The following is a 26,443-nucleotide window of genomic DNA, read 5'->3' as shown; positions in this document are numbered from 1 at the left end:
TTCTTGTCTATATTTTTTCGAATCTGAATATATCTGTTCGTAACTTGTTTATCTGCCCGCGCATACTGAAAACTGGAATTTACCCTTTCCAGCGTTTGCGCAACTCCATGACCCCGGACCGACACCGTCTAAAAAATAACAAAAACGAGGTTTCTGAATGACGACTGCATCGCATCATCCCACGCTTTACGGCCAGTGCATGGCCGAGTTTCTAGGCACTGCACTGCTGATCTTCTTCGGTACCGGCTGCGTTGCAGCGCTCAAGGTGGCAGGCGCCAGCTTTGGCTTGTGGGAAATCAGCATCATCTGGGGCATTGGCGTCAGCATGGCCATCTACCTGACAGCCGGTGTTTCAGGTGCGCATCTGAATCCGGCAGTGAGTATTGCGCTCTGCCTTTTCACCGATTTCGAAAAGCGTAAATTACCCTTCTATATCCTCGCCCAGGTCGCCGGTGCCTTCTGCGCAGCCGCGTTGGTTTACACGCTTTACAGCAATCTATTCTTCGATTACGAACAAACCCATCAAATGGTGCGCGGCAGTCAGGCCAGCCTCGAATTGGCGTCCGTATTTTCGACCTATCCGCACCCGGCACTCTCGACCTTGCAGGCCTTCCTCGTCGAAATGGTGATCACCGCCATCCTGATGGGAGTGATCATGGCACTGACTGATGACAAGAACGGACTGCCCCGCGGCCCATTGGCGCCGTTGCTGATAGGCTTGCTGATTGCCGTAATTGGTAGCTCGATGGGCCCGCTGACAGGCTTTGCGATGAACCCTGCGCGTGATTTCGGACCTAAACTGATGACGTTCTTTGCTGGCTGGGGTGAAGTCTCGTTCACAGGTGCCCGCGAGATTCCTTATTTCCTGATTCCGATCGTTGCACCGATCGTGGGGGCTTGCCTGGGTGCAGCCATTTACCGCGGGTTGATCGCTCGCCATTTACCTGATGCTGAATCAGTGGCAACGGCTAACCAGGCCACCACTGAAGTGAAAACCCAGACTTCCTGATACTGACTTTGAAACGGGGCGCACGAGACCATTGCCCGCTACCTTTCTCGCGCCCTGAACCCACTACTTAATTCTGCAAGGCAATCCCATGACCGATATTCAGAATAAGAACTACATCATTGCCCTCGACCAGGGCACTACCAGTTCGCGAGCGATCATCTTTGATCGTGACGCTAACGTGGTATGCACCGCACAGCGCGAGTTCCAGCAGCATTACCCACAAGCCGGCTGGGTTGAGCATGACCCGATGGAAATTTTCGCCACCCAGAGCGCCGTCATGGTGGAGGCACTGGCACAGGCCGGCCTGCACCACGATCAGGTTGCCGCCATCGGTATTACCAACCAGCGCGAAACCACCGTGGTCTGGGACAAGATCAGCGGCCGGCCGATTTATAATGCGATTGTGTGGCAATGCCGACGCAGTACCGAGATCTGCGAGCAACTCAAGCGTGATGGCCATGAGCAATACATCAGCGACACCACAGGCCTGGTAACCGATCCGTACTTCTCCGGCACCAAGCTGAAGTGGATCCTCGACAACGTTGAAGGCAGCCGTGAGCGCGCCCGTAACGGCGAACTGCTGTTCGGCACCGTCGACAGCTGGCTGATCTGGAAATTTACCGGCGGCAAAACCCACGTCACCGATTACACCAATGCCTCACGCACCATGCTCTTCAACATCCACACCCTGGAGTGGGACTCCAGGATGCTGGAGGTGCTGGATATCCCGCGCGAAATGCTGCCGGAGGTCAAATCGTCCTCGGAAATATACGGCCATACCAAAAGCGGCATCGCCATCGGCGGTATTGCCGGGGACCAGCAAGCCGCGCTGTTTGGCCAAATGTGTGTCGAACCCGGCCAGGCCAAGAACACCTATGGCACTGGCTGCTTCCTGCTGATGAACACCGGCACAAAAGCCGTCAAATCAACACACGGAATGCTGACCACCATCGCCTGCGGTCCTCGCGGAGAAGTTGCCTACGCATTGGAAGGCGCAGTATTCAACGGCGGCTCCACCGTTCAATGGCTGCGTGACGAGTTGAAAATAATTAACGACGCTCACGACACCGAATATTTTGCCGGCAAGGTAAAAGACAGCAACGGCGTGTACCTGGTACCTGCATTTACCGGCCTGGGCGCTCCGTACTGGGACCCGTATGCCCGTGGGGCATTGTTTGGCCTGACCCGCGGCGTACGCGTGGATCACATCATTCGTGCAGCGCTCGAGTCGATCGCCTACCAGACCCGCGATGTACTGGATGCAATGCAACAAGATTCGGGCGAACGCCTCAAAGCCTTGCGCGTTGACGGCGGAGCAGTGGCCAACAATTTCCTCATGCAGTTTCAGGCGGACATCCTTGGCACCATGGTCGAACGCCCGCAAATGCGCGAAACCACAGCCTTGGGCGCTGCATACCTGGCCGGCCTGGCGTGTGGTTTCTGGGGCAGCCTGGAAGAGCTGCGCGGCAAGGCCGTGATCGAACGTGAGTTCGAACCGGCCCTTGAGGAAGCCAGCAAGGAGAAACTCTATGCCGGCTGGAAAAAGGCCGTGAGCCGTACCCGTGACTGGGCTCCCCACGACGAGAACAACTAAGCACTCAGGGCAATAACCACAGCGGGCGACCATGGCGCCCGCTGTCACATTCGCAGTTCATGGCACCAGCAAGTAGCAGGCTGCGCTTTCCTGCGGCATCATGGGCGAATTTGCTTCGCCGCCCAAAGGAAACTCCATGAATCTGCCTCCACGCCAACAGCAGATCCTCGAACTCGTACGCGAACGCGGCTATGTCAGCATCGAGGAAATGGCTCAGTTGTTCGTCGTTACACCGCAGACCATCCGTCGCGATATCAACCAGTTGGCTGAAGCCGACCTGCTGCGTCGCTATCACGGTGGCGCCGCCTATGACTCCAGCGTTGAAAATACGGCCTACGCCATGCGGGCTGATCAGATGCGCGATGAAAAACGCCGTATTGGCGAAGCCATTGCCCTGCAAATTCCAGATCACGCCTCTATTTTCATCAACATCGGCACCACCACCGAATCGATTGCACGGGCATTGCTCAACCACAATCACCTGAAAGTCATCACCAACAATCTACATGTGGCATCGATCCTGAGCGCCAAGGACGATTTCGAAGTGCTGATAGCGGGCGGCAACGTACGTCGCGATGGCGGTATTGTGGGTCAGGCCAGTGTCGACTTTATCAACCAGTTCAAGTTCGACTTCGCCTTGGTAGGCATCAGCGGTATCGATTCCGACGGCAGCCTGCTGGACTTTGACTATCAAGAAGTACGCGTTTCTCAGGCCATCATCGCCAACGCCCGACAAGTCATACTCGCCGCTGACTCAAGCAAATTCGGACGCAACGCAATGGTTCGCCTGGGGCCGATCAGCCTGATCGATTGCCTGGTGACCGACCAGCCGCCAGTACCGGAACTTGCACAATTGCTGGCCCAGAACAAGATTCGCCTCGAAGTGGTTTAAGCACCCGCCCCTGCTGCCACTGTCACCTACCGGGACAAAAGCACGCAAAACTGCAGGGGCTGCTTCGCAGCCAGGCGCGGCAGCAGTATGCTCACTCGCAAAATGTTCGAAAATCTTCCTTTATTCACCTTTCGATGAGTTTTTTCAATCGAGTGAGGCTGGATACGCGCGTCCTTATGGGCTACTATTTTCGAAAGCGAACATTAATGTTCGAATTCAAATATGCGCACAGACGCGAGGCCCCCCTACATGACCCTGAGCACTTTGCCTGCCACTCCTCTCGCTGAGGTCTACGACGTTGCCGTGATTGGTGGCGGAATTAATGGCGTCGGAATCGCGGCAGATGCTGCAGGTCGCGGGTTGTCGGTCTTCCTGTGCGAAAAGGATGATCTGGCCAGCCATACATCATCAGCCAGCAGCAAACTGATTCACGGCGGCCTGCGCTACCTTGAACATTACGAGTTCCGTCTTGTGCGCGAAGCATTGGCCGAGCGCGAAGTACTGCTGGCAAAAGCACCGCATATTGTTAAGCCCATGCGCTTTGTCTTGCCGCATCGCCCGCACCTGCGCCCCGCGTGGATGATCCGTGCCGGCCTGTTCCTGTATGACCACTTGGGCAAGCGCGAAAAACTGGCGGGCTCTACCAGCCTCAAATTTGGTGCAGACAGCCCGCTGAAGCCAGCGATCACCAAAGGCTTCGAGTACTCGGATTGCTGGGTCGATGACGCACGACTTGTGGTCCTCAATGCTATGGCTGCACGGGAAAAAGGCGCGCATGTTCACACCCAGACGCGCTGTATCGGTGCTCGTCGCAACAAGGGTTTGTGGGAATTGAACCTGGAGCGGGCAGACGGCAGCCTGTTCTCGATTCGCAGCAAGGCACTGGTCAACGCTGCCGGGCCCTGGGTCGCCAAGTTCATCAAGGACGACCTGAAACTGGACTCCCCTTATGGCATCCGCTTGATTCAGGGTAGCCACTTGATCGTGCCTAAAATGTATGACGCGCCTAACGCGTTCATCCTGCAGAACGAAGATCAGCGGATCGTCTTCACTATTCCGTACATGGATCAGTTCACCATCATCGGCACCACGGACCGCGAATACATTGGCGATCCGGCCAAAGTCAGCATCACTGAAGAAGAGACCGACTACCTGCTGAACGTGGTCAACGCTCACTTCAAGCAGCAAATCAGTCGCAGCGACATCCTGCGGACTTATTCCGGTGTGCGCCCATTGTGCAATGATGAGTCCGACAACCCTTCAGCCGTTACCCGCGACTATACCCTTGCGCTGTCCGGCGCCCCGGGCGAGGCACCACTGCTGTCCGTATTCGGTGGCAAGCTGACGACCTACCGCAAGCTGGCCGAGTCGGCCCTTGCTGAACTGGCACCTTACTTCCCTCAGATGGAACCCGGCTGGACGGCCAGCGCAGCCCTTCCGGGCGGTGAAGACATGACCACACCTCAGGCCTTGAGTGCAGCTCTGTGCCTCCAGCACAGCTGGCTGGACGCGGCGATCGCCAAGCGCTGGGCCATCACCTACGGCAGCCGCTCATGGCGCTTGCTGGACGGCGTGAAAAATCTCGATGACATGGGCGAGCACATCGGCAGCGGCCTTTATACCCGTGAAGTCGATTACCTGTGCAGCCAGGAATGGACCCTCGATGCCCAGGACATCCTCTGGCGCAGAACCAAGCTGGGCCTGTTTACCACCAAAGAAGAACAGGAACATCTGGCGCAATACATGGCCACGCTGAACCTCATGCAGCGCAAAGTGCAAGCCGCTTGACCTCACTTCAGTAGATGTTGCAGCAGCACGGCTGCCCTTCCCCAGGGCAGCCCGGCGCCTGCAAACATTCCGTGACCCCGGTCACACTTCCTTCATTCGGTTTTCCGAACAGCTCAGGCCGCAGTGATTCGGCTTTCCGGGTAATGTCGCTCTGCGCGACGCGCACAAAAATACAAAAAATCCTTATAAATCAATCGCCTGAATATAAATACTGAAGCTGGCACGGCTCATGCTCTACACTCAGAGCCGAATGCTTAAACAGTGCGTTTAGCCTGTTAGGACATTTGAAGTACAAAAGGGCTCGTGAACGGGCTCAATAAAAAAAACAATGTCGAGGAAACACCGATGCGTATCGTTCCGCAACTGTTGGCCGCAGCTATTGCTGCAGCTCTGATTAGCACTCCAGTATTCGCCGCCGAACTGACCGGCACGCTGAAGAAAATCAAAGACTCCGGCACCATCACCCTTGGGCATCGTGACTCCTCCATTCCGTTCTCCTACATCGCTGATGCTTCCGGCAAGCCGGTTGGTTACTCCCATGATGTGCAGATGGCAATCGTCGACGGGCTGAAAAAGCAACTCGACATGCCTGACCTCAAGATCAAGTACAACCTGGTCACCTCTCAAACCCGTATCCCGCTTGTGCAAAACGGCACAGTCGACGTTGAGTGTGGTTCCACCACCAACAACGTAGAGCGCCAGCAGCAAGTGGACTTCTCGGTCGGCATCTTCGAAATCGGCACCCGCCTGCTGTCCAAAAAGAACTCGCCTTACAAGGACTTCGCTGACCTCAAAGGCAAGAACGTTGTGACCACTGCAGGCACCACCTCCGAGCGCATCCTCAAGTCGATGAACGCCGACAAGCAGATGGGCATGAACGTGATCTCGGCCAAGGACCATGGCGAAGCGTTCAACATGCTTGAATCGGGTCGCGCTGTCGCGTTCATGATGGACGACGCCCTGCTGGCCGGCGAGATGGCCAAGGCCAAGAAGCCGACTGACTGGGCAGTGACCGGTACGCCTCAGTCGTTCGAAATCTACGGCTGCATGGTTCGCAAAGGTGACCCGGACTTCAAGAAGGCTGTGGATGACGCCATCATTGCTTATTACAAGTCCGGCGAAATCAACAAGACCTACGACAAGTGGTTCCAATCGCCTATCCCGCCTAAAGGCCTGAACCTGATGTTCCCTATGAGCGACGAGCTCAAGGCGCTGATCGCCAACCCGACCGACAAGGCGGCTGACGAAAAGCCGGCGGATGACAAGAAGGCCTGACACCCGGCACTTCTGGCCCCGGGCGTGAATATCCACGTTCGGGAGCCTGACCATCTGCTGCACTGGCTTCTCATTGCACGAGTGAACACTCGAACCGCTGGTTATCGAGCGGGGTACGTGTGCCCGACGCGCCTGTCGGGAGAGAAAGGATTCCCTGAAGCAAGTGTTTGTTTATAGACCCATCTGAGGGGGAGACCCTGCATGAATTACAACTGGGACTGGAGCGTGTTCTTCAAGTCCACCGGCGTAGGCAGCGAGACTTATCTCGACTGGTTTATCTCCGGCTTGGGCTGGACCATCGCGATCGCTGTCGTGGCCTGGATCGTTGCATTGTTGCTGGGTTCGCTGCTGGGCGTCATGCGCACCCTGCCGAACCGTCTGATTGCAGGCATCGCCACGGTTTATGTCGAAATCTTCCGTAACGTGCCGCTGCTGGTGCAACTGTTTATCTGGTACTTCCTGGTGCCCGATCTACTGCCGCAAAACCTGCAGGACTGGTACAAGCAAGACCTGAACCCGACCACCTCGGCGTACCTGAGCGTTGTCGTGTGCCTGGGACTGTTTACTGCCGCCCGTGTCTGCGAGCAAGTACGCACCGGGATTGAAGCACTGCCACGAGGCCAGGAATCCGCGGCCCGCGCAATGGGCTTCAGCCTGTCGCAGATTTACTGGAACGTGCTGCTGCCACAAGCTTACCGGATCATCATTCCACCCCTCACCTCTGAATTCCTGAACGTATTCAAGAACTCGTCCGTGGCCTCTCTGATCGGCTTGATGGAACTGCTGGCACAAACCAAACAGACGGCCGAGTTTTCCGCCAACCTGTTTGAAGCCTTCACCCTCGCCACGTTGATCTACTTCACCTTGAACATGAGCCTGATGTTGCTGATGCGCCTGATCGAGAAGAAAGTCGCAGTGCCCGGCCTGATGTCTCTGGGGGGCAAATAATGGACTTCTTCGATTTCAGCGGCATCGTTCCCGCCCTTCCGGGCCTCTGGAACGGCATGATCATGACCTTGAAGCTGATGGTCATGGGCGTTGTCGGTGGGGTGTTACTCGGTACCGTGCTGGCATTGATGCGTTTGTCGTCAAGCAAGCTCCTGGCCAATCTGGCCGGCGCTTACGTGAACTACTTCCGCTCTATCCCGTTACTGCTGGTGATTACCTGGTTTTACCTCGCGGTGCCGTTTGTACTGCGCTGGATCACCGGCGAAGACACCCCTATCGGTGCCTTCGAGTCGTGTCTGGTGGCCTTCGTCATGTTCGAAGCCGCTTACTTCTGCGAGATCGTACGGGCAGGTGTCCAGGCCATTTCCAAGGGCCAGATGAGCGCAGCCAAGGCCTTGGGCATGAGTTACGGCCAGGCCATGCGCCTGATCATCCTGCCGCAGGCATTTCGCAAAATGACGCCTTTGCTGTTACAGCAGAGCATCATTTTGTTCCAGGACACCTCGCTGGTTTATACCGTTGGCCTGGTGGACTTCCTCAATGCTTCGCGCTCCAGTGGCGACATCATCGGACGCTCCAACGAGTTCCTGATCTTCGCCGGTCTGGTGTATTTCATCATCAGCTTTTCCGCCTCGCTGCTGGTCAAGCGTCTGCAAAAAAGGTTTGCCGTATGATCTCGATCAAGAACATCAACAAGTGGTACGGGGACTTCCAGGTACTGACCGATTGCAGCACTGACGTCAAAAAAGGCGAAGTGGTTGTGGTCTGCGGGCCCTCGGGCTCGGGCAAATCGACCCTGATCAAGTGTGTCAACGCCCTTGAGCCGTTCCAGAAAGGCGACATCGTGGTCGACGGCACATCGATCGCCGACCCGAAAACCAACCTGCCTAAACTTCGCTCGCGTGTCGGCATGGTGTTTCAGCACTTCGAACTGTTCCCGCACATGACCATCACCGAAAACCTGACCATCGCCCAGGTCAAGGTACTCGGTCGCAGCAAGCAGGAAGCCACCAAAAAAGGCCTCGAATTGCTGGAGCGCGTCGGCCTGTCGGCTCACGCCCACAAGCACCCGGGCCAGCTTTCGGGCGGGCAGCAGCAACGTGTGGCCATTGCCCGTGCGCTGGCGATGGATCCGATCGTCATGCTGTTTGACGAACCGACCTCGGCACTCGACCCGGAAATGGTTAACGAAGTGCTTGATGTGATGGTGCAGCTCGCTCACGAAGGCATGACCATGATGTGCGTAACTCACGAAATGGGTTTTGCACGCAAGGTCGCCAACCGGGTGATTTTCATGGACCAAGGGAAAATCGTCGAAGACTGTGAAAAAGAAGAGTTCTTCGGCGACGTGAGCGCCCGCTCGGAGCGCGCACAGAACTTCCTCTCCAAGATCCTGCAGCATTAAGGCGCAACACCTGTAGCCGCTGCCGCACGCTGCGACAAGGCCCGAAGGGGCTCCGCTTTCATGAAAGCAGGGCTGCTACGCAGCCCGTCGCAGCCTGCGACAGTGGCTACAGGGTTCGTAAGATCCTTATCGCGCAGTGGTTGACCCAAGGCATCTGTGATGAAATGCGACCCCACTCTTTATCGCGGTGCCCCGCCCTCACTTGCCGTGAAACCTCGTCTGCTCCGTCACTTTCTGCTGCCGCCGCTGATCATCCTGTTGACGATCGGCCTGGGTTACGCGGGCTATCGCATCAGCGAGCACTTCAGTATTCGCAGCCTCAGCGAAAACGGCGAACGCCAGCTGGAGCTGCACGCGCGTACCGTTGAAAGCGAACTGAGCAAATACACGTACCTGCCCAGCCTGCTTGAGCTGGAATCCAGCGTGTCCCATTTACTGGCTGACCCGAACGCTTCCAATCGGGTCACCGTCAATCAATACCTCGAAGGCCTCAATCGCCGCAGCCGCAGCCGAGCGATCTATGTGCTCGATACCACCGGTCGCGTGGTAGCCACCAGTAACTGGCGCGATACCGACAGTTATCTGGGCGAGGATCTATCGTTCCGCGCTTACTTTCAAGATGCCATCCGCGGTCAGCCCGGGCGTTTCTATGGCATTGGCAGCACGTCCGGCGAGCCGGGCTATTACCTGGCCCACGGCCTCGAAGAACAAGGCAAGATCATCGGTGTCGCCGTGATCAAAGTACGCCTCGAAGCACTGGAAGAACGCTGGCAACGTGCTCGTCTCGAAGCCTATGTCAGCGACGAAAACGGCATCATCATCCTCTCCAGTGATCCGTCCCGGCGACTCAAGGCAGTACGCCCGCTGAGCGCCGAAACCAAAGAGCAACTGGCCCGCAGCCTGCAATATTACTGGTGGCCGCTCAATGAGCTGGAGCCGCTGAACCGCGAGCACCTGTCCGAAGGCGTCGAAAAGGTTACGTTTGCCGTCAACAGCGAAGTCATCACCGACCAGCAGCAAGTCAGCTATCTGGCGCAAACCCGCAACCTCAATGACACCCCATGGGACATCACCCTGCTCACGCCGTTACAAGACCTGCGCCGCGAAGCGATCAACCAGGGCATGCTGGTGGCAGTGGCATTCGGCTTGCTGGCGTTTCTGCTGATTGCCTGGAATGAGCGACGCAAAGTCATCGCTACCCGGCTTGCTGCACGTGAAGCGCTGCAAGAAGCCAACAACCAGCTGGAGCGCAAGATCGCCGAGCGCACCACTCATCTGCGCGCCAGCAACGAACGCCTGAAGGGCCAGATTCGCGAACGTCGCCTGGCCGAAGACACCCTGCGCCACGCCCAGGATGAACTGGTACAAGCTGGCAAACTGGCGGCCATCGGTCAGATGTCGACCAGCATTGCCCACGAGCTGAATCAGCCACTGGCCGCGCTACGTACGCTGTCCGGCAACACGGTGCGCTTTCTGGAACGCGGAGACCTGAAGGTGGCGGCGCAGAACCTCAGTACCATCAACAACCTGGTGGATCGCATGGGCCGTATCACCGCCAACCTGCGCTCGTTTGCCCGGCGCGGTGATGATCAGGGCCAGGCCAGTCTGGTTAAAGCGGTCGACGCCGCCCTGCAGCTGCTCACCGGTCGCCTAGAAGAGTCCGCGGTTGAATTGCATCGCGATGTTCAGGATGTCGCGCTCAAGATCGATCAGACTCGCCTGGAACAAATCCTGGTCAATCTGATCGGCAACGCACTGGATGCCATGCAAGGTCAGCCAAGCCCTCCCCGACTTTGGCTCGAAGGCGAGTTCAGCGAAGACAAATACCGTTTGCACGTGCGCGATAACGGTCCCGGCATTGCCCCCGAGGCCCGCAAGCATTTGTTTGAACCCTTCTTCACCACCAAACCCGGCGAACAAGGCCTGGGACTTGGCTTGACCCTTTCGGCAAGCCTGGCCGCCGCCGCCGGCGGCAACCTCAGCGTCGAGTTCCCGGCAGCCGGTGGCGCTACATTTGTCCTCTTATTACCGCTGGTGCAACCCGCTAAGGCTGAACCGTTATGAACAACGAGCTGACCGTCCTGATAGTCGAAGACGACCCCCATGTCCTGCTCGGATGCCAACAGGCGCTGGCACTGGAAGACATTCACAGCGAAGGTGTGAGCAGTGCCGAACAGGCTCTCGCGCTGGTCGGTGACAACTTTGCCGGTATTGTGATCAGCGATATTCGCTTGCCGGGAATCGACGGGCTGGAGCTGCTCAAGCGTCTCAAGACCCGTGACCGCAGCTTGCCGGTGGTATTGATTACCGGGCATGGCGATATTTCGATGGCCGTGGGCGCCATGCGTGATGGCGCGTATGACTTTATGGAGAAACCGTTCTCCCCCGAGCGTCTGGTCGATGTCGCCCGCCGTGCGCTGGAGCAACGCAGCCTCGCACGCGAAGTGTGGTCGTTACGTCGGCAATTGGCCGAGCGGGACTCCCTGGAAGGCCGGATCATTGGCCGCTCGCCCGCCATGCAACAGTTGCGCGAACTGATTGCCAATGTGGCCGATACATCAGCCAACGTGCTGATTGAAGGCGAAACCGGCACCGGCAAGGAGCTGGTCGCCCGCTGCCTCCATGATTTCAGCCGTCGTCAGCCGCAGCAGTTTGTCGCTCTAAACTGTGGCGGCTTGCCGGAAAACCTGTTTGAAAGCGAGATCTTCGGCCACGAGGCCAATGCTTTCACCGGTGCAGGAAAACGCCGTATCGGCAAAATAGAACACGCCGATGGCGGCACGCTGTTTCTCGACGAAGTCGAAAGCATGCCCCTCAACCTGCAGATCAAATTGCTGCGAGTACTGCAAGAACGCACCCTCGAACGGCTGGGTTCCAACCAGAGCATCGATATTGATTGCCGGGTCATTGCAGCCACCAAGTCCGACCTTGATCAACTGAGCAAGGCCAGCCAGTTCCGCAGCGACCTGTATTACCGCTTGAATGTGGTCACACTTGAACTCCCGCCTTTGCGTGAACGCCGCGAAGACATCCTGCAGCTGTTCGAGTACTTTCTCCAGCAATCCTCCCTGCGCTTTGACCGCACCGCGCCGGAACTGGACAACCAGACCCTGTCGAACCTGATGAGCCATGACTGGCCAGGCAACGTGCGTGAACTGCGCAACGTGGCAGAACGCTTCGCCCTGGGGTTGCCGGCATTTAAAAAACCGGGCAGTAACGCAGCCCAGGGCCTGGGCTTTTCGGAGGCGGTTGAGGCTTTCGAGCGCAACCTGCTGAATGATGCCTTGCAGCGCAGCGGTGGCAACCTGACCCAGGCCAGCCAAGAACTGGGCATGGCCAAGACCACTCTGTTCGACAAAGTCAAAAAGTACGGTCTGGCTCACTAAGCGAGGAAAGTGTGGATCTGATTCTGAAAGCTGCTCTTGGCGCTGCCGTCGTGATCATTCTGGCGATGCTGGCAAAGACCAAAAACTATTACATTGCCGGACTGGTGCCGCTGTTCCCGACCTTTGCCCTGATTGCGCATTACATCGTCGGTAAGGGCCGTTCGCTGGATGATCTGAAAACCACCATCGTCTTCGGCATGTGGTCGATCATTCCATATTTCATCTACTTGGCCGCGCTCTATATCCTGGTCGATCGCATGCGCCTTGAGCTGTCATTGGCCCTGGCGGCAGTGGCCTGGCTGATAGCAGCCACCGTTCTGGTCAGCGTGTGGGTGCGGTTGCACTGAGCCTCGGAACCATGTAGCCGCTGACGAGGGACGAGGCTGCGTTCGGCGGCGAAGCCGTCGCAAAATCAGGTTCTTCGGTGTACCTGGTGGATCGAGGGCTCAGGGTTGACGGCCGCTTCGCGCCCGATCGCAGCCTCGTCCCTCGTCAGCGGCTACAGAAGGATCAACGTACGTCTTACGCCGCTTGCGTCCTCAACTGGCGCGCGGCGGCGACCATATTGATCAGCGCGGCTTCAGTCTCGGCCCAGGCACGGGTTTTGAGGCCGCAGTCCGGATTGACCCACAAGCGCTCGGACGAAATGTGCTGCGCCGCCTTGCTCAGCAATTTGACCATCTCGTCCGTGTCCGGTACTCGTGGAGAGTGGATGTCATACACGCCCGGGCCGATATCGTTCGGATAGTCGAACGCTTCAAACGCCTTCAGCAGTTCCATGTCCGAACGCGAGGTTTCAATGGTTATGACGTCCGCGTCCATCTCGGCAATCGACTGGATGACATCATTGAACTCGCTGTAACACATGTGAGTGTGAATCTGGGTCTCATCAGCCACACCTGAGGCGCACAAACGGAAAGCTTCCACCGCCCAGTCCAGGTAGTCCTGCCACTGCGCACGACGCAGCGGCAAGCCTTCACGAAAAGCCGCTTCGTCTATCTGGACAATTTTGATCCCGGCTTTTTCCAGATCGAGCACTTCATCGCGGATCGCCAGCGCCAACTGCTGTGCCTGGACCTTACGCGAGACATCTTCGCGGGGGAATGACCACATCAGCATGGTCACAGGCCCGGTCAGCATACCTTTCATCACTTTGTCGGTCAGGCCCTGCGCATACTTGATCCATTCCACAGTCATGGCTTTGGGGCGACTCACATCGCCAAAAATAATGGCCGGTTTTACGCAGCGCGAACCATAGCTCTGAACCCAGCCGTATTGGGTAAATACGTAGCCCTCCAGTTGCTCGGCGAAGTACTCCACCATGTCGTTACGCTCGGCTTCACCATGCACCAGGACATCCAGCCCCAAACGCTCCTGAATCTGCACGGCCTGGCGGATTTCGCTGTGCATGGCATCGGTGTAGTCATTGACCGACAGCTTGCCTTGCTTCCAGGACTGACGCGCCAGACGAATTGACGCTGTTTGCGGGAACGAACCAATAGTGGTGGTCGGGAATGCGGGCAGATTCAAGCGCTCACGCTGAACCTCGATGCGTGCCGCAAACGGTGATTGGCGCTGGCTGTCCGCTTTGGTGATTGCATCAATGCGAGTTTGAACGGCCGGTTTGTGAATCCGCGTCGAGCCCTCACGGCTTTGTTGCACGGCCTGGCTTTCAGCCAGGGCCTGTTGCACCGTGGGCGCCTGCGGAATGTTCAGCGCATCACGCAAGACTGCAATTTCACTGCATTTTTGCCGGGCAAAGGCCAGCCAGCTTTTAAGCTCGGGGTCCAGCCCGGTTTCACGCTCCAGATCGACCGGGCTGTGCAGCAGCGAGCACGAACCGGCCACCCACAGGTTATCGCCAAAACGCTCCTCGGCTTCTTGCAATTGCGCCAGCGCGTTTTCCAGATCGCAGCGCCATACGTTGCGACCATTGACCAGACCCAGCGACAGGACTTTATAAGTCGGCAGTCGATCCAGAATCCCGTGCAACTGATCCGGAGCGCGCACCAGATCAACGTGCAAGCCTTCCACCGGCAAGCCAACAGCCAGGCCGAGGTTATCTTCCAGACCACTGAAGTACGTCGCTACCAACTTTTTCAACGGCGAATACTGAAGGATGTGATAAGCGCGTTCGAACGCGTTTTTCCAGACTTGTGGCAAATCCAGCGACAATATCGGCTCGTCGATCTGTACCCATTCCACGCCCTGCTCGGCCAATCGGGACAGGATGTCGCCGTACACTGGCAGCAAATCTTCCAGCAGCTCAAGCTTGTCGAACGCGTTGCCCTTGGCCTTGCCCAGCCACAAGTACGTCAGCGGGCCGATGATTACCGGTTTGATGGTATGACCCAATGCACGGGCCTCAGCGACTTCCTCGAACAATTCGAACCAGCTCAACTCAAAACGCTGGTCGGCACTGAACTCCGGGACAAGGTAGTGGTAATTGGTGTCGAACCACTTGGTCAGTTCCTGGGCGTGTTGAGCGGTGTGCTCAGCACCGCAACAGCGCTGACTCGCGCCACGGGCCATACCGAACAAGGTATCCAGGGTTGGACGACGCTGAGCGTCAAGGGTGCTGGCAAAGCGCTCAGGGATCACACCGAATGTAAGTGAGTGCGCCAGGACCTGGTCGTACCAGGCAAAGTCACCCACCGGCAGCAAATCGATACCGGCGTCCTTTTGCATCTGCCAGTTTGCGGCCCGCAGTTCGCGTCCTGCATTTTGCAGAGCGGCTTGGTCGATATCACCTTTCCAGTAGGCTTCGAGTGCTTTTTTCAGTTCACGATCAGCACCGATACGTGGAAAACCAAGATTGTGGGCCAGGGCCATGACGACATTCCTTCGGGTAAGTAATGGCGTAATTATCGACAGTCGAAGCAACATGAGACAAACTCAACGTTTTCGTGTTGAACATCAAATTTACTCATGGAGCCACCGTGCTGGAAATTCGTCACCTCAAAACCCTGCACGCATTACGCGAATCCGACAGCCTGGTCGAAGCCGCTGAACGCCTTCACCTGACCCAATCAGCGCTGTCGCATCAGTTCAAAGAGCTGGAAGAGCGTATGGGCATGCCGCTGTTTGTCCGCAAAACCAAGCCCGTACGCTTCACCAGTGGCGGATTGCGCCTGTTGCAACTGGCCGATGCCATGCTGCCACTGCTGCGTGGTGCCGAGCGCGACATCGCACGTCTGGTTGGCGGTACGGCCGGGCGCCTGCACATGGCCATTGAATGCCACAGCTGTTTCCAATGGCTGATGCCGACGATCGACCAGTTCCGCGATGCCTGGCCTGAGGTCGAACTGGACCTGGCGTCGGGTTTCGCCTTCGCCCCGCTCCCGGCATTGGCGCGGGGCGATCTGGACTTGGTGGTCACTTCTGACCCGCAAGAAATTGCCGGGCTGACGTATGTGCCGCTGTTTACCTATGAAGCCATGCTGGCAGTGGCCAACCAGCATCCACTGGCCAGCAAGCCGTTTATCGTGCCCGAAGACCTCAGCACCGAAATTCTCATCACCTATCCGGTAGAACGCGATCGGCTCGACATTTTCACCCGTTTCCTGGAGCCCGCCGACATTGAGCCGGCACAAGTCAGAACCTCAGAATTGACGGTGATGATGATGCAACTCGTGGCCAGCGGCCGTGGCGTATGCGGGATGCCGCATTGGGCCCTGCATGAATACAGCTCACGGGGTTATGTGAGAGCCAAGCGCCTCGGCGAAAAAGGCCTGTTCGCTACCCTGTACGCCGCTGTACGGGCCGACATGCTGGACGCGCCGTACATGCGCGACTTCTTGCTGACAGCAAAAGATACGTCGTTCTCGACGCTGGATGGTGTAAGTGCGGTGCGTTAAAGGTTACGCAAGCCCGCTCAGTACCGGAGCAAGGCAGTTCTTGTAGATAGTTCTGAGGGACGAAGGCTGCGGCCAGAATCGCAGCCTTCGTCCCTCGTCGGCGACAACAGAACGCTGATTCGCAGGTCGCCTCAGAATCCTGCCTGCAAGCCCTTCTCAACCAATCGCCGCATATGGACGCGGTCGTAATAGTCTTCTCCTGCCCGGATCGCGCAGTCCTCGAGCCCCGACTGTTCAAAGCCGCAACGCCGGTACAGCGCCAGTGCGGCTTTACTGCCGGCGCTGACGGTCAGCTCGATCACCTTGATCTCGGGCTCTTCCTCCGCCAATGACACTACCGCCTGTATCAGGTGTTCGCCCAGCGCATGCCCGCGAAAGGCCTGCGGTACATATAAACCAAACAAGGTGGCCTTATGCTGGGCTTCGTCCCAGGGCTCGAAGGCCAAACCGACGATGCCTGCCAAGTGGTCATCGACAAAAGCGCCAAAAATGGCACTCAACTCATCCTCCAGCTGCGCCTCCCACCAGCTCAGCGGCAACTTTTCACGATGGGCGATGGTTGAAACAAACGCTTCAGGATGCAGCGCATAGGCCTCCAGCATTAACTGGCGATAGGCCCTGGCGTGCGAGGGGTCAAGCAGTTCTATAGCCATTACGGGTCCAGGTTATACGGTTTTACGTTGTTCCAGCATCAGTTTGACCGCCAGGGCCCCCAGCACGAAGCCCATGACATAGCGCTGTAGCATCAGCCATAGCGGGTTACGCACAAACCACACGGCGATGCCCGAGGCAAACAGAGCAATCAGCAGGTTTACGGTGAAACTGACACTGATTTGGGTCAGGCCCAACAGGATACTTTGGGTGAACATCGAGCCGTAGTCCGGATTGATGAATTGCGGAAAAACGGACAGGTAAAACACCGCGACCTTGGGATTCAATACGCTGGTCATAAAGCCCATCAGCACCAGTTTCGACGAGGAGTCCGGCGCCAGCTCCTGCGCTTCAAACGGTGAGCGAGCGCCCGGTTTCAGCGCTTGCCAGGCCATCCACAGCAGGTACAACGCCCCGGCCCACTTCAGTACCTCATATGCCATCGGAACGGCCAGAAATACTGCGGTCAATCCGGCTGCGGCTGCAAGCATATGCACAAAGAAGCCGCCAACAACCCCGATCAACGACGTGACTCCGGCTTTGCGGCCCTGGCAGATTGAGCGCGAAATCAGATAAATCATATTCGGTCCCGGCGTCAAAACCATCAGCAGGCAAGCGGCAGCAAAAATCAGCAGTTCATGAACAGGCATCATGGGCAGTCCTTGTCAGGTGAGGGATCAGACAGCGGTCAACACAACATCACGATAAAACGGCAGGATCACTTCGCGGGTCAAAGGCGCCAGTTGCAAACCTCCATCACCGTTCGGATCGATCCATTGCACTTCTTCAATTTCCGCAGCGGGAGCCACGACTTGATCGATATGCAGCAGAAACACCTCTGCCTGCACCTCATAACCCGGCTCATTGACCGCAGGCGCTGAGAAGTGGCCCAGATAAGTCGCCTTCGCAGGATCGATTACCAGCGCCAGTTCTTCTTCAAGCTCCCGGACCAGAGCCATGACAGGTTGTTCGTGGGCTTCGATTTTACCGCCGGGCTGCATGAACGCCCGAGTTCCGCGCTTGCGCACCAGCAAGGTTCGACCATCCGGACCGATCAAAACGGCAGCGGCAATTCGAATGATACGAGGCGTTGGGGCGGTGCAGATGTCAGAAAGAGTCACGGGAAGTCGGCCAGCAGCAGAGAAAGAGCGTAAAGCATCACACGCCCCGACCACGTCGCAAAGACACAGATCACGTCACAGGTCGAAGCCTCTGTATGGAAACGACCTCCGGGTCATGCTGCCAGGATGTCGAGAGTGAGGGGAACAGGCCCGCCCACGACTTTCGTCGGGATGCTGCGTCGAACGAAATCCCGTTCAATGGTTAATCTGATTTACGATGGCGCTTGCCTGAAGCGTGGCAATCACCTCCCTCCGGGAAAACCTCCAGGGTAAAGAGAGGCTCCTGGCCACTGCCGAGTTGTCGTACTCGCTGTGTGCGATCCCCGCAGGCACAACAGCCTGACGGAACAGATAAGCCTGAAACAGGAAACCGTATGAGCCTGTCATTGTTAAGCCGTTATGCGTTTTTTGCCTTTTGTGTGATTTTCACCCTCGCCAGCCTGCCGTTCATGCACCACGAATGGCTATGGCCCTTTACCGCCGTGACTCTGGCGTTGAGCCTGCTCGGTATTTTCGACTTGATGCAAGGCCCGCACGCAGTGCGTCGCAATTACCCGATCCTGGGCAATATTCGTTATCTGGTCGAAGCCATCCGCCCTGAGATCCGCCAGTACCTGCTGGAATCTGACAGCGATGCATTGCCCTTCTCACGTGCTCAGCGCTCGTTGGTGTATTCACGCGCCAAAAACCAAACCGCTGACAAACCGTTTGGCACCCTGATTGATGTGTACCAACCCGGATTCGAGTTTATCGGCCACTCCATGCGCCCGGCGCCACTGACCGACCCGAGCAGCTTTCGGGTCGTGGTCGGTGGCCCGCAGTGCACCCAGCCCTATTGCGCATCGATCTTTAATATCTCGGCCATGAGTTTTGGCTCACTGAGTGCAAATGCCATTCGTGCCCTCAATCAGGGGGCAAAACTCGGCAACTTTGCCCATGACACGGGCGAAGGCAGCATCAGCGCCTACCATCGCGAAAACGGCGGTGATCTGACCTGGGAACTGGGGAGCGGCTACTTTGGTTGCCGCACCGCCGATGGCCGTTTCGATCCGCAACGGTTTGCCGAGCAAGCCCGTACCCCGCAAGTCCGGATGATCGAAATCAAAATGAGTCAGGGCGCCAAGCCCGGGCATGGCGGTATCCTGCCCAAACACAAAGTGACCCCGGAAATTGCCGAAACCCGCGGCATACCGATGGGTGAAGACTGCATTTCACCCTCGCGCCACAGTGCATTCTCTACCCCGATCGAGCTGATGCAGTTTATTGCTCAACTCCGGGAGTTGTCGGGCGGCAAACCGGTAGGCTTCAAGTTTTGCCTGGGCCACCCTTGGGAATTCATGGGCATTGCCAAGGCCATGCTGGAAACCGGCATCCTTCCGGACTTTATCGTGATCGACGGCAAAGAGGGCGGCACTGGCGCAGCGCCTGTCGAGTTCACCGACCACATTGGCGCACCGATGCGCGAAGGCCTGCTATTCGTCCACAACACCCTGGTCGGCCTGAACCTGCGAGACAAGATCAAGCTGGGAGCGAGCGGCAAGATTGTCAGTGCCTTCGACATCGCCAGCGTGCTGGCCATTGGCGCCGACTGGGCCAACTCGGCCCGGGGCTTCATGTTCGCCATCGGCTGCATCCAGTCGCAAAGCTGTCATACCAACAAATGCCCGACCGGCGTTGCGACCCAGGATCCTTTGCGCCAGCGCGCCCTGGTCGTGCCGGACAAAGCCCAGCGTGTGTTCCAGTTCCATAACAATACGCTCAAGGCCTTGGCCGAGATGCTCGCAGCAGCAGGCCTGGAACACCCGGCCCAGCTCAAGGCCAAGCACCTGGTGCGAAGAATGTCGGCCACCGAAATCAAACTGTTTTCGCAATTGCATGTGTTCCTCAAGCCAGGCGAGCTGCTGACCGGCGAAGTCAACGGTGAGTTCTATTCGCGCATGTGGCAAATGGCGCGGGCAGACAGTTTTGAGGCGAATGAAATCGTCGCGGCTTGAGACATTCTGCAATACCAGACCTTTGCAATTACCCCGTAATACCTTCACCCTGCGCGCCGCCGATGTGCGGCGCGCAACCTCCGCTGCAGCTGCCGGTCTTCATTAAACCTTTGTTCGAGTACTCGCCGTCATGCTTAACGGACGTGACCAACGCATCGACTTTTTCCGAGGTCTGGCGCTGATCTTTATTTTTTGGGACCACATCCCGCACAACCCGTTAGCCGAGTTGACTGTACGTAATTTCGGATTCAGCGACGCGGCGGAGATTTTTGTATTTCTGGCCGGCTATGCCGCGGTTTTGGCCTACGGAAAAATTGCCCGGCGCGATGGTTACCTCATTGCCAGTGTGAAAATTCTGCGTCGCGCCTGGGTGCTGTACGTGGTGCATATCTTCTTGCTGGCGGTGCTGATGGGCATCGTGTTCTTTGCCAACAGCCATGTCGAAACCCGCGATCTGGTGCAGGAAATGGGCTTGCAGTACTTCTTGAGCAACCCGCAACAGGCACTGACCGACGAACTACTGTTGCGCTTCAAACCTAACCTGATGGACCCGCTGCCCCTGTATATCCTGCTGTTGCTGGGCTTGCCGCTGGTGCTGCCAATGCTGCTGCGCAAGGCGCGCTACGTGGTCATGGCGTCATTCGTTGTCTATTGCCTGGCCCCGAGCTGGAACCTCGCCGCGCAAGAAGGGGGCGTCTGGTTTTTCAACCCGATGGCCTGGCAACTCCTGTTTGTTCTCGGCGGTGCGGCGGCGATGTATGGGCAACAGCAAAAAATCACACCACCGCGGCCGTTATCGAAGCAACCCGTGTTTATCGCAGCACTGCTGTACCTGCTGATCACCGGTCTGGTTGCGCTCTCGTGGCGCTGGCCACAGGTCCACGATGCATGGATGCCGCTTTGGCTGGGTGAATACCTTTACCCCATCAGTAAAACCAATCTGTCGCCGGTCCGCCTGCTGCACTTTCTGGCGCTGGCTTACGTCGTTGCCAAATGCGTACCCCACAGTGAATGGCTCAATACCTGGTGTGCCCGCCAGTCCTGCCGCATGGGCCGCTACTCTCTGGAAGTGTTCTGCCTTGGGGTGATTTTGGCGCCCTTGGCGGACATGCTGAATGCGCTGGGAGGAGACTCGCTGGTCATCAAGCTGTTCAGCGCACTCACAGGCGTTGGGATCATGGCCGCACTGGCAATGTGGCTCGACTGGAACAAGCGTCTGGGGAAAGCCCTCTAGGTACACCGGACTCGGCCAAGGCTGCCATATGTTCCTTTGGGGCATGTGGCAACAAGCCGCAACTTCTATATGAAAAGCCCACTAAAACGGCACTAACTATCTATATAAAACGTTCAAATAACTTATAACTGGCGCCCTGCTCGCATCGAGTCTTTCATCTTTTTTACGCCCTCCCTTCTGCCTAGACTCAAATGATCTCTAGCACTATGGACATGCGACCATGCCCGTTATTATCCATAACGAACTCCCCTCTGCCCCGCCTTTAGAAAAAGTCGGCTTTCATTACGACGTGCTTGCAAAAAAAGCCGCCTCCCTGCTTGAACAGGGTTCCGCGATATTTCTCGATCACCTCCCGGGTCATACTCAAGTTATTCCACCCTGGTATGAAACAACCCGCTCACGGCGTCTGAAACTTCATCATCATCTGAAGCTCAATCAACGCTCTCTCACTGAAGTCAGTGCGGTGCTGGACAAGGTCGGGACTGTCCAGTCCTTCGCCACCCATGTACTGGAGCCAGCAATGCAAGCGCGCTGGAACTACAAGCCGGATGTGCACGAAAACATATTCGTGCGTACCACACATGAGACACCCCTGCCGGAAGGCGGCTGGATCTACATCTCAGAGGTCGATATCGACGATTTCATACGTATCCAGCGGTATCCCGACAGCCAGGAAGTCACGAAAACCGAGACCCAAACCCTGCTGCAAGCCGCCCTGCACAACTTTGAAGAGCGCGATACCGTCAAAGGCGCCTTCGAGTCAGGGTCCGGACTCCTGAAAAGCAGGTCATCCATTGCGCCGGACAATGTGTTGCCAATCCCCCCTGAACATTTCGCCGCGTTCGTCCGCAACCTGAACATTGGCGAGCAGTACCAGCAACACCTTGAGGGTATCTTTTTCCCGAGCGACAGCCTTGAAAAAGCCACACTTGAGCAAACCTTTATCCAGCAAGAGCGGCATTCATTATTGTTTCAGGCCGATATTGCCTATTTAAAAAAAGATATCAGCGAAGCCGTTTATACCTGTTTAATAAACTTCGGCTCCCGACCCGGCACATTGACACTCAATGACCAGCCCTTCATCTATGAACACCTCGAACTTGACCGTACAGGTTTGAACACCGTTATTGCCTTTCATGCGAGCGATCTGTCCATAGACCCTCGTTGTATTCCTTATATTCCCGGCGACCCCGTCAGTTGCCTTAAAGAATACGCCAACAAAGGCGAAGCCCATCGTGACCTGCTGAACAAGTTAAGTGACAAGGGTTACCGTGGTTTCTTTATTCACCTGGCCGCGCAACGGTACTCGCTGCAATTGCTCAAGCGCCTGAATGCACGCTTCGAGCATGGTGCGAATGCCCCCCTGCGCTTCGATGAAGTTCAGCACACGCAAGAATTCTTCCGTTACATGTACGAAGCCCGGGTCGCAAAACTGTTCGATGATGCTCGCTTCCTGGCCGTACCCACTGCACAGACGGACCGCGTATCGCTGATTGAACGCCTTGAGCATTACCTCGAAACAGGCATTACGGTCTTGAATGTCGCGGCGTTCTTCGTGCCCGGTCTCGGTGAAGCAATGATGGCGGTGTTTGCAGCCCAACTGTTGACCGATACGTTCCATGGTATCGAAGCCTGGGAACAGGGTGAAAAAAAGCAAGCCTGGTCGTACGCACAAAGCGTGTTGTTAAACATTGCGATCGCGGCCGGGATCGGCAAGCTCACATCAGTCCTGGGAAAGGCCACGGAAATTATCCCTCCACCGCTGATAGAAGGACTGGATGCGGTGCAAATGTCCGATGGTGAAACCCGGCTCTGGAAACCCGAACTCGCCCCCTTCGAACATGATGTCAGCCTCCCGCCTGACTTGAGGCCCGATGAACGGGGTTTGCTGCGGCATGAGGGCAATACTTACCTGCCGCTGGAAGACAAACTCTATCGCGTGCAAAAGAGTAGCGATGGCCAATACAGCCTGATGCACCCGACCGATCCTGACGCTTACCGGCCGCGGCTGTCACACAACGGCCAGGGCGCCTGGAAAAATGAAACCGAGTCGCTCTCGGAGTGGGACCGGACCACGCTGGTCCGGCGGCTGGAGCCCTCGTTTGCCGGATTGAGTGATGAGCAGGCCGAGGATCTGTTACGTATCAACCAGATTGAAGAACCCGTTCTACGCCAGTTGTATATCGATGGTTTACCCCCGCCGGCGGTGATTCAAGACAGTATCGACCGCTTCCGTATTGATCAGGAACTGCGCTTTTTCATCCGGCAAATGCGCGGGGGCGACCTTAGTGCCGATCCGCAAACCCAGCTACAGCTACTGACCCAGGAAGACATGTGGCCCGCCACCAAAGTACTGCGTTTTATCGGTGAAGACGGGCATGCAGTGGCCGAATATGGCAATCGCCAGGTGTCACGAGTCCCGGTCGTGCAAGTGCTGGATGTGCAGTTGCGTGAAGGCAACCTGCTCAAAACCGTCCTTGAGGTACTGGACGAGTCTGAAGTCAGCGCCTTGTTGGGGAACACACCGGTGAATCTGGAAGTACGAACCGAAGCCCTGCGAAAGAGGATTGTGCGAAGTGCCGAGCAGCACTTCGACAAGCTTTTTACCTCCCGTTATCAATCGTTGCAAAACCGGCACGCACCGCTGCAAGGCTTGCTCACCAAAGCGTTTCCGGCGCTGCCGGTATGTGCCGCGCAAGAACTGATCAATGCCGCCCGCAGTGCAGAGTATTGGCAGTTACTCGATACCGGGCAGATCCCTCTGCGGTTGGCCGAAGAGGCCAGCCTCTATCTGGAAGAGCTGCGTCTGAGCCGCGCTTACGAAAGCATACGCTTTAACCCAATGTACAATCCGGATACGCAGAGGCTGATTTTGCACAGCCTTGAGCACATGCCCGGGTGGTCGGACCAGATCACTCTGGAGGTGCGTGAACACTCATTGCACGGGCCCATCATTGATCGCGTAGGCGCCCCTGAAGCGCCCATTCGAAAGATCCTGGTCAAAGAGGGGGATCGCTACCAGACCTTCAGCGACCTCGAAGAACACTTGCATGGCAGCGACGATCTGTATGCCTCGGTTTTGCATGCGCTCCCGGATGAACAGCGCAACGCACTGGGGTTCCCGCATACCTGGCAAGGCCCGGCCTTGAAGGAGGCACTGGCACAGCAGCCGCTCATGCCGCGCAAGGCGCTCAGGGCCCTGCTGAAAATGCCACCCGAGCGCGATGCCCGCTCCCCCATGAAGCTGGCAACAGGCCGCGAAGGCTACCCGCGTCCAGAGGTCGGCGCCGTGCGTTGCCGGCGTTCTCCCCTCGCCTGTTTTGGCCGACCACCCAGAAAAATCCTGCGCCTGATGGAAGAACTGTATCCCACCCACACACCCGACGCCGTACAAGAATTCCTGGGACTTGAAAACCTCACCGGGCGAGCGGTGCTGACCCGCCTCGAAAACCTGAAGGCTGAGTTCAGCAAACTCTGTAAAACCCTTGATGCCTGGGTCAACGAACCTCCCGACTGGATTTCAGTGAGTGAGCACCACATTCGTCATGTCCGGGTAGAAGATAAAAGACACGTGGCGCTTGCCATCAAGCGTTGCTGGCAACGACTGACCCGACGAATCCGACTGGCCGACGGAACAGAGCAGGGCCATGAACTGAAGATCGATGGCATCAGCGTAGGCCAGCTTCCCCTCCTGACGGCTGACTTCAGCCATGTCAGCTCATTGCAGTTTAAAAACCTGTATCTGGGAAACGACTTCAACCTCTTCCTGGAGCACTTCCCCAGCTTGCGCTGGCTTGACCTTGAATCCGCCGGGCTCGAGCAACTCCCCGTTGCGATGGGCAACATGCCCCATTTGACCAAGCTTTATCTGAGCGGTAACCGGATCACCCTGACCCCTGATACTGCCTCAATAATCAGCCGCATGAACACACTCAAGATCCTTGAGCTCAATGACAATCCGCTGCGCGTGGTACCTGACTTTACCGCCCTGACCGATCTGCGCTTGCTCAGGTTGCGCAACACCCGGATAAATCAATGGCCGCAAGGCATTGAAACCCTCCCCGAACTGCACACCGTAGACTTGCGAGAAAACCGGATCAGCACCTTGCCGGACGCTTACTTCCGAATGAGCGCCAGCCGGATCGACAACCTTTTACTGCACGACAATCCCTTGACCGACGACATGCAGCGAGAGGTGGACACTTTGCGCGAGCGGCTCGGATTGCGCAGTGTGGCGCGCACCCATGCCCCCGAGTCAGATAACCCGGTCAATCTCTGGCTAAGAGACGAATCCGTGCCAGCCGCACTGGACCAGAGAAAAGCACTGTGGCACAAGCTGGTGGCGGAGCCCGACAGCGCGGCCTTTTTTGGTGTTATCAAGGATCTGGTCATCTCGCCCGGTTACCATCAGGCGCGTTCCGTGCTTGCTGCCCGGGTGTGGCGAGTGCTCGAGGCCGCCGGCGAAGACACTGGACTGCGCGAGCAGTTGTTCGCTGCCGCTCTCGAGAATGAAACTTGCGTGGACCGCGCAACAACGGTTTTCAGCCGAATGGGTTTCAAGGTTCTGCTGCATGAAGCCGCCCGCCTTGAAGGCAGCGCCAAAGAACTGGAAATCCTCAAGCTGATGAAAGGCCACCTGCGCCTGCTGCAGCTCAATGACATCGCGCAAACACAAATCGCCCTGCAACAAGCGCGCTACCAACGAGCCATCGCGGATCAGTTACCCTCAGCCGAAATTGGCAGGCTCAAACCTGACCCGCTCGAAGTACAGTTGATCTATCAGGTCGATTTGGCCGAGCGCCTGGAACTCCCCTGGCAGCCAACGCACATGCAATTTCGTGAAGCCGCCAAGATAAAGCCAGAGCAAATCGAGGAGGCCTATCGCATTGTCATCAACCAGGAGAACAAGCCCGGCTATCTGGTGAACGAGCTGCTCAAACAGGGTGTGTGGGTCGACCATCTGGAGGCGGCACACGGCGAATGGATAAAATCCGAAAACGTGCGCCTGGATCAACAGTTTGAAGACCTTGAAAACCTGCGTGAAAAGCAGGCCTTATGGGCAGACAGAACATCCGGCGTGGCCCGCACGCAGCTGGAAGCTGACTTGAAAACACTGGCACTGAAACTGGAGATTGCCGAGGCTAACATCTTCACGGGCGAGCCCATGACAGACGTCGACTACAACGAACAACTGCTTAATATCGATCTTCTGAAGAAAGACATACTCAGACACCTCACCCGGCAAGCACTGGATGCGGCTGCCGGGTGATGCTCTAGCGGTGTTGAACG

At 57.0% G+C, this 26,443-nt stretch carries 19 protein-coding genes; 15 read left to right on the top strand and 4 right to left on the bottom strand.

Going from position 1 to position 26,443, the window contains the following annotated elements; genetic code table 11:
• The first annotated feature begins 157 nt into the window (after positions 1-157).
• From DQN55_RS04865 to DQN55_RS04815, 11 genes are all read left to right on the top strand, one after another.
• Entirely contained in the window at positions 158-1,009 is an 852-nt protein-coding gene (locus DQN55_RS04865) for an MIP/aquaporin family protein (protein WP_048378038.1), read from the top strand.
• A gap of 88 nt (positions 1,010-1,097) precedes the next feature.
• Positions 1,098-2,603, top strand: coding sequence for a glycerol kinase GlpK (gene glpK, locus DQN55_RS04860; protein WP_048378039.1), 1,506 nt, complete (start codon positions 1,098-1,100; stop codon positions 2,601-2,603).
• Between the two features lie 136 nt (positions 2,604-2,739).
• Positions 2,740-3,495 (top strand): DeoR family transcriptional regulator, encoded by a 756-nt coding sequence (locus tag DQN55_RS04855; protein WP_048378040.1) that lies wholly within the window; start codon positions 2,740-2,742, stop codon positions 3,493-3,495.
• A gap of 249 nt (positions 3,496-3,744) precedes the next feature.
• Positions 3,745-5,283, top strand: coding sequence for a glycerol-3-phosphate dehydrogenase (gene glpD / locus DQN55_RS04850; protein WP_048378041.1), 1,539 nt, complete (start codon positions 3,745-3,747; stop codon positions 5,281-5,283).
• A 345-nt stretch (positions 5,284-5,628) separates the two neighbouring features.
• The gene (locus DQN55_RS04845) at positions 5,629-6,558 is read left to right on the top strand and encodes a glutamate/aspartate ABC transporter substrate-binding protein (RefSeq protein WP_048378042.1); all 930 of its coding nucleotides are present in this window, start codon (positions 5,629-5,631) and stop codon (positions 6,556-6,558) included.
• Positions 6,559-6,759: 201 nt separating this feature from the next.
• Positions 6,760-7,506, top strand: coding sequence for an amino acid ABC transporter permease (locus tag DQN55_RS04840; protein ID WP_048378043.1), 747 nt, complete (start codon positions 6,760-6,762; stop codon positions 7,504-7,506).
• The gene (locus DQN55_RS04835; RefSeq protein WP_048378044.1) at positions 7,506-8,180 is read left to right on the top strand and encodes an ABC transporter permease subunit; all 675 of its coding nucleotides are present in this window, start codon (positions 7,506-7,508) and stop codon (positions 8,178-8,180) included. The genes DQN55_RS04840 and DQN55_RS04835 overlap by 1 nt, the downstream gene beginning before the upstream one ends.
• On the top strand, positions 8,177-8,911 hold the full coding sequence (locus DQN55_RS04830) for an amino acid ABC transporter ATP-binding protein (RefSeq protein ID WP_048378045.1): 735 nt from the start codon (positions 8,177-8,179) through the stop codon (positions 8,909-8,911). Before DQN55_RS04835 ends, DQN55_RS04830 begins: the two co-directional genes overlap by 4 nt.
• 159 nt (positions 8,912-9,070) lie before the next feature.
• Complete coding sequence (gene aauS, locus DQN55_RS04825) at positions 9,071-10,975, top strand: two-component sensor histidine kinase AauS (protein WP_048378046.1); 1,905 nt, start codon at positions 9,071-9,073, stop codon at positions 10,973-10,975.
• A 44-nt stretch (positions 10,976-11,019) separates the two neighbouring features.
• The gene (gene aauR, locus DQN55_RS04820) at positions 11,020-12,297 is read left to right on the top strand and encodes a two-component response regulator AauR (protein WP_231995678.1); all 1,278 of its coding nucleotides are present in this window, start codon (positions 11,020-11,022) and stop codon (positions 12,295-12,297) included.
• A gap of 20 nt (positions 12,298-12,317) precedes the next feature.
• Positions 12,318-12,644 carry a GlpM family protein gene (locus DQN55_RS04815; protein WP_162199344.1) on the top strand — a complete coding sequence of 109 codons (327 nt, stop codon included), beginning with the start codon at positions 12,318-12,320 and terminating at the stop codon, positions 12,642-12,644.
• A gap of 175 nt (positions 12,645-12,819) precedes the next feature.
• On the opposite strand, the gene metE is transcribed toward DQN55_RS04815, so the two are convergent.
• Positions 12,820-15,129, bottom strand: coding sequence for a 5-methyltetrahydropteroyltriglutamate--homocysteine S-methyltransferase (gene metE / locus DQN55_RS04810; protein WP_048378049.1), 2,310 nt, complete (start codon positions 15,127-15,129; stop codon positions 12,820-12,822).
• 107 nt (positions 15,130-15,236) lie between these two features.
• Here metE and metR point away from each other — a divergent pair, with 107 nt between their 5' ends.
• A complete protein-coding gene (gene metR / locus DQN55_RS04805) occupies positions 15,237-16,154 on the top strand; it encodes a transcriptional regulator MetR (RefSeq protein WP_048378050.1) in 918 nt (305 codons plus the stop codon).
• 131 nt (positions 16,155-16,285) lie between these two features.
• On the opposite strand, the gene DQN55_RS04800 is transcribed toward metR, so the two are convergent.
• Genes DQN55_RS04800 through DQN55_RS04790 form a run of 3 tightly spaced genes read right to left on the bottom strand, consistent with a single transcriptional unit; the run spans position 16,286 to position 17,926 of the window.
• Positions 16,286-16,807 carry a GNAT family N-acetyltransferase gene (locus DQN55_RS04800; RefSeq protein ID WP_048378051.1) on the bottom strand — a complete coding sequence of 174 codons (522 nt, stop codon included), beginning with the start codon at positions 16,805-16,807 and terminating at the stop codon, positions 16,286-16,288.
• A 12-nt stretch (positions 16,808-16,819) separates the two neighbouring features.
• Positions 16,820-17,458 (bottom strand): LysE family translocator, encoded by a 639-nt coding sequence (locus DQN55_RS04795; protein WP_048378052.1) that lies wholly within the window; start codon positions 17,456-17,458, stop codon positions 16,820-16,822.
• Between the two features lie 24 nt (positions 17,459-17,482).
• Positions 17,483-17,926: an NUDIX hydrolase gene (locus DQN55_RS04790; protein ID WP_048378053.1), complete on the bottom strand. Its 444-nt coding sequence runs from the start codon at positions 17,924-17,926 to the stop codon at positions 17,483-17,485.
• Positions 17,927-18,300: 374 nt separating this feature from the next.
• On the opposite strand from DQN55_RS04790, the gene DQN55_RS04780 reads away from it, so the two are divergent.
• The 3 genes from DQN55_RS04780 (at position 18,301) to DQN55_RS04770 (ending at position 26,423) form a co-directional block, all read left to right on the top strand.
• Positions 18,301-19,920 carry an FMN-binding glutamate synthase family protein gene (locus DQN55_RS04780; RefSeq protein WP_048378055.1) on the top strand — a complete coding sequence of 540 codons (1,620 nt, stop codon included), beginning with the start codon at positions 18,301-18,303 and terminating at the stop codon, positions 19,918-19,920.
• 130 nt (positions 19,921-20,050) lie between these two features.
• Positions 20,051-21,154, top strand: a complete 1,104-nt coding sequence (locus DQN55_RS04775) for an OpgC family protein (RefSeq protein WP_048378056.1) — start codon at positions 20,051-20,053, stop codon at positions 21,152-21,154.
• A 220-nt stretch (positions 21,155-21,374) separates the two neighbouring features.
• Positions 21,375-26,423 carry an NEL-type E3 ubiquitin ligase domain-containing protein gene (locus DQN55_RS04770; protein ID WP_074702858.1) on the top strand — a complete coding sequence of 1,683 codons (5,049 nt, stop codon included), beginning with the start codon at positions 21,375-21,377 and terminating at the stop codon, positions 26,421-26,423.
• Positions 26,424-26,443 lie beyond the last annotated feature (20 nt).

This window comes from Pseudomonas taetrolens (assembly GCF_900475285.1).
In the GTDB taxonomy this organism is placed as follows: Bacteria; Pseudomonadota; Gammaproteobacteria; order Pseudomonadales; family Pseudomonadaceae; genus Aquipseudomonas; species Aquipseudomonas taetrolens.
Note: the sequence above shows the minus strand (reverse complement) of the source record. Positions and strands in the feature narration are given on the sequence as shown.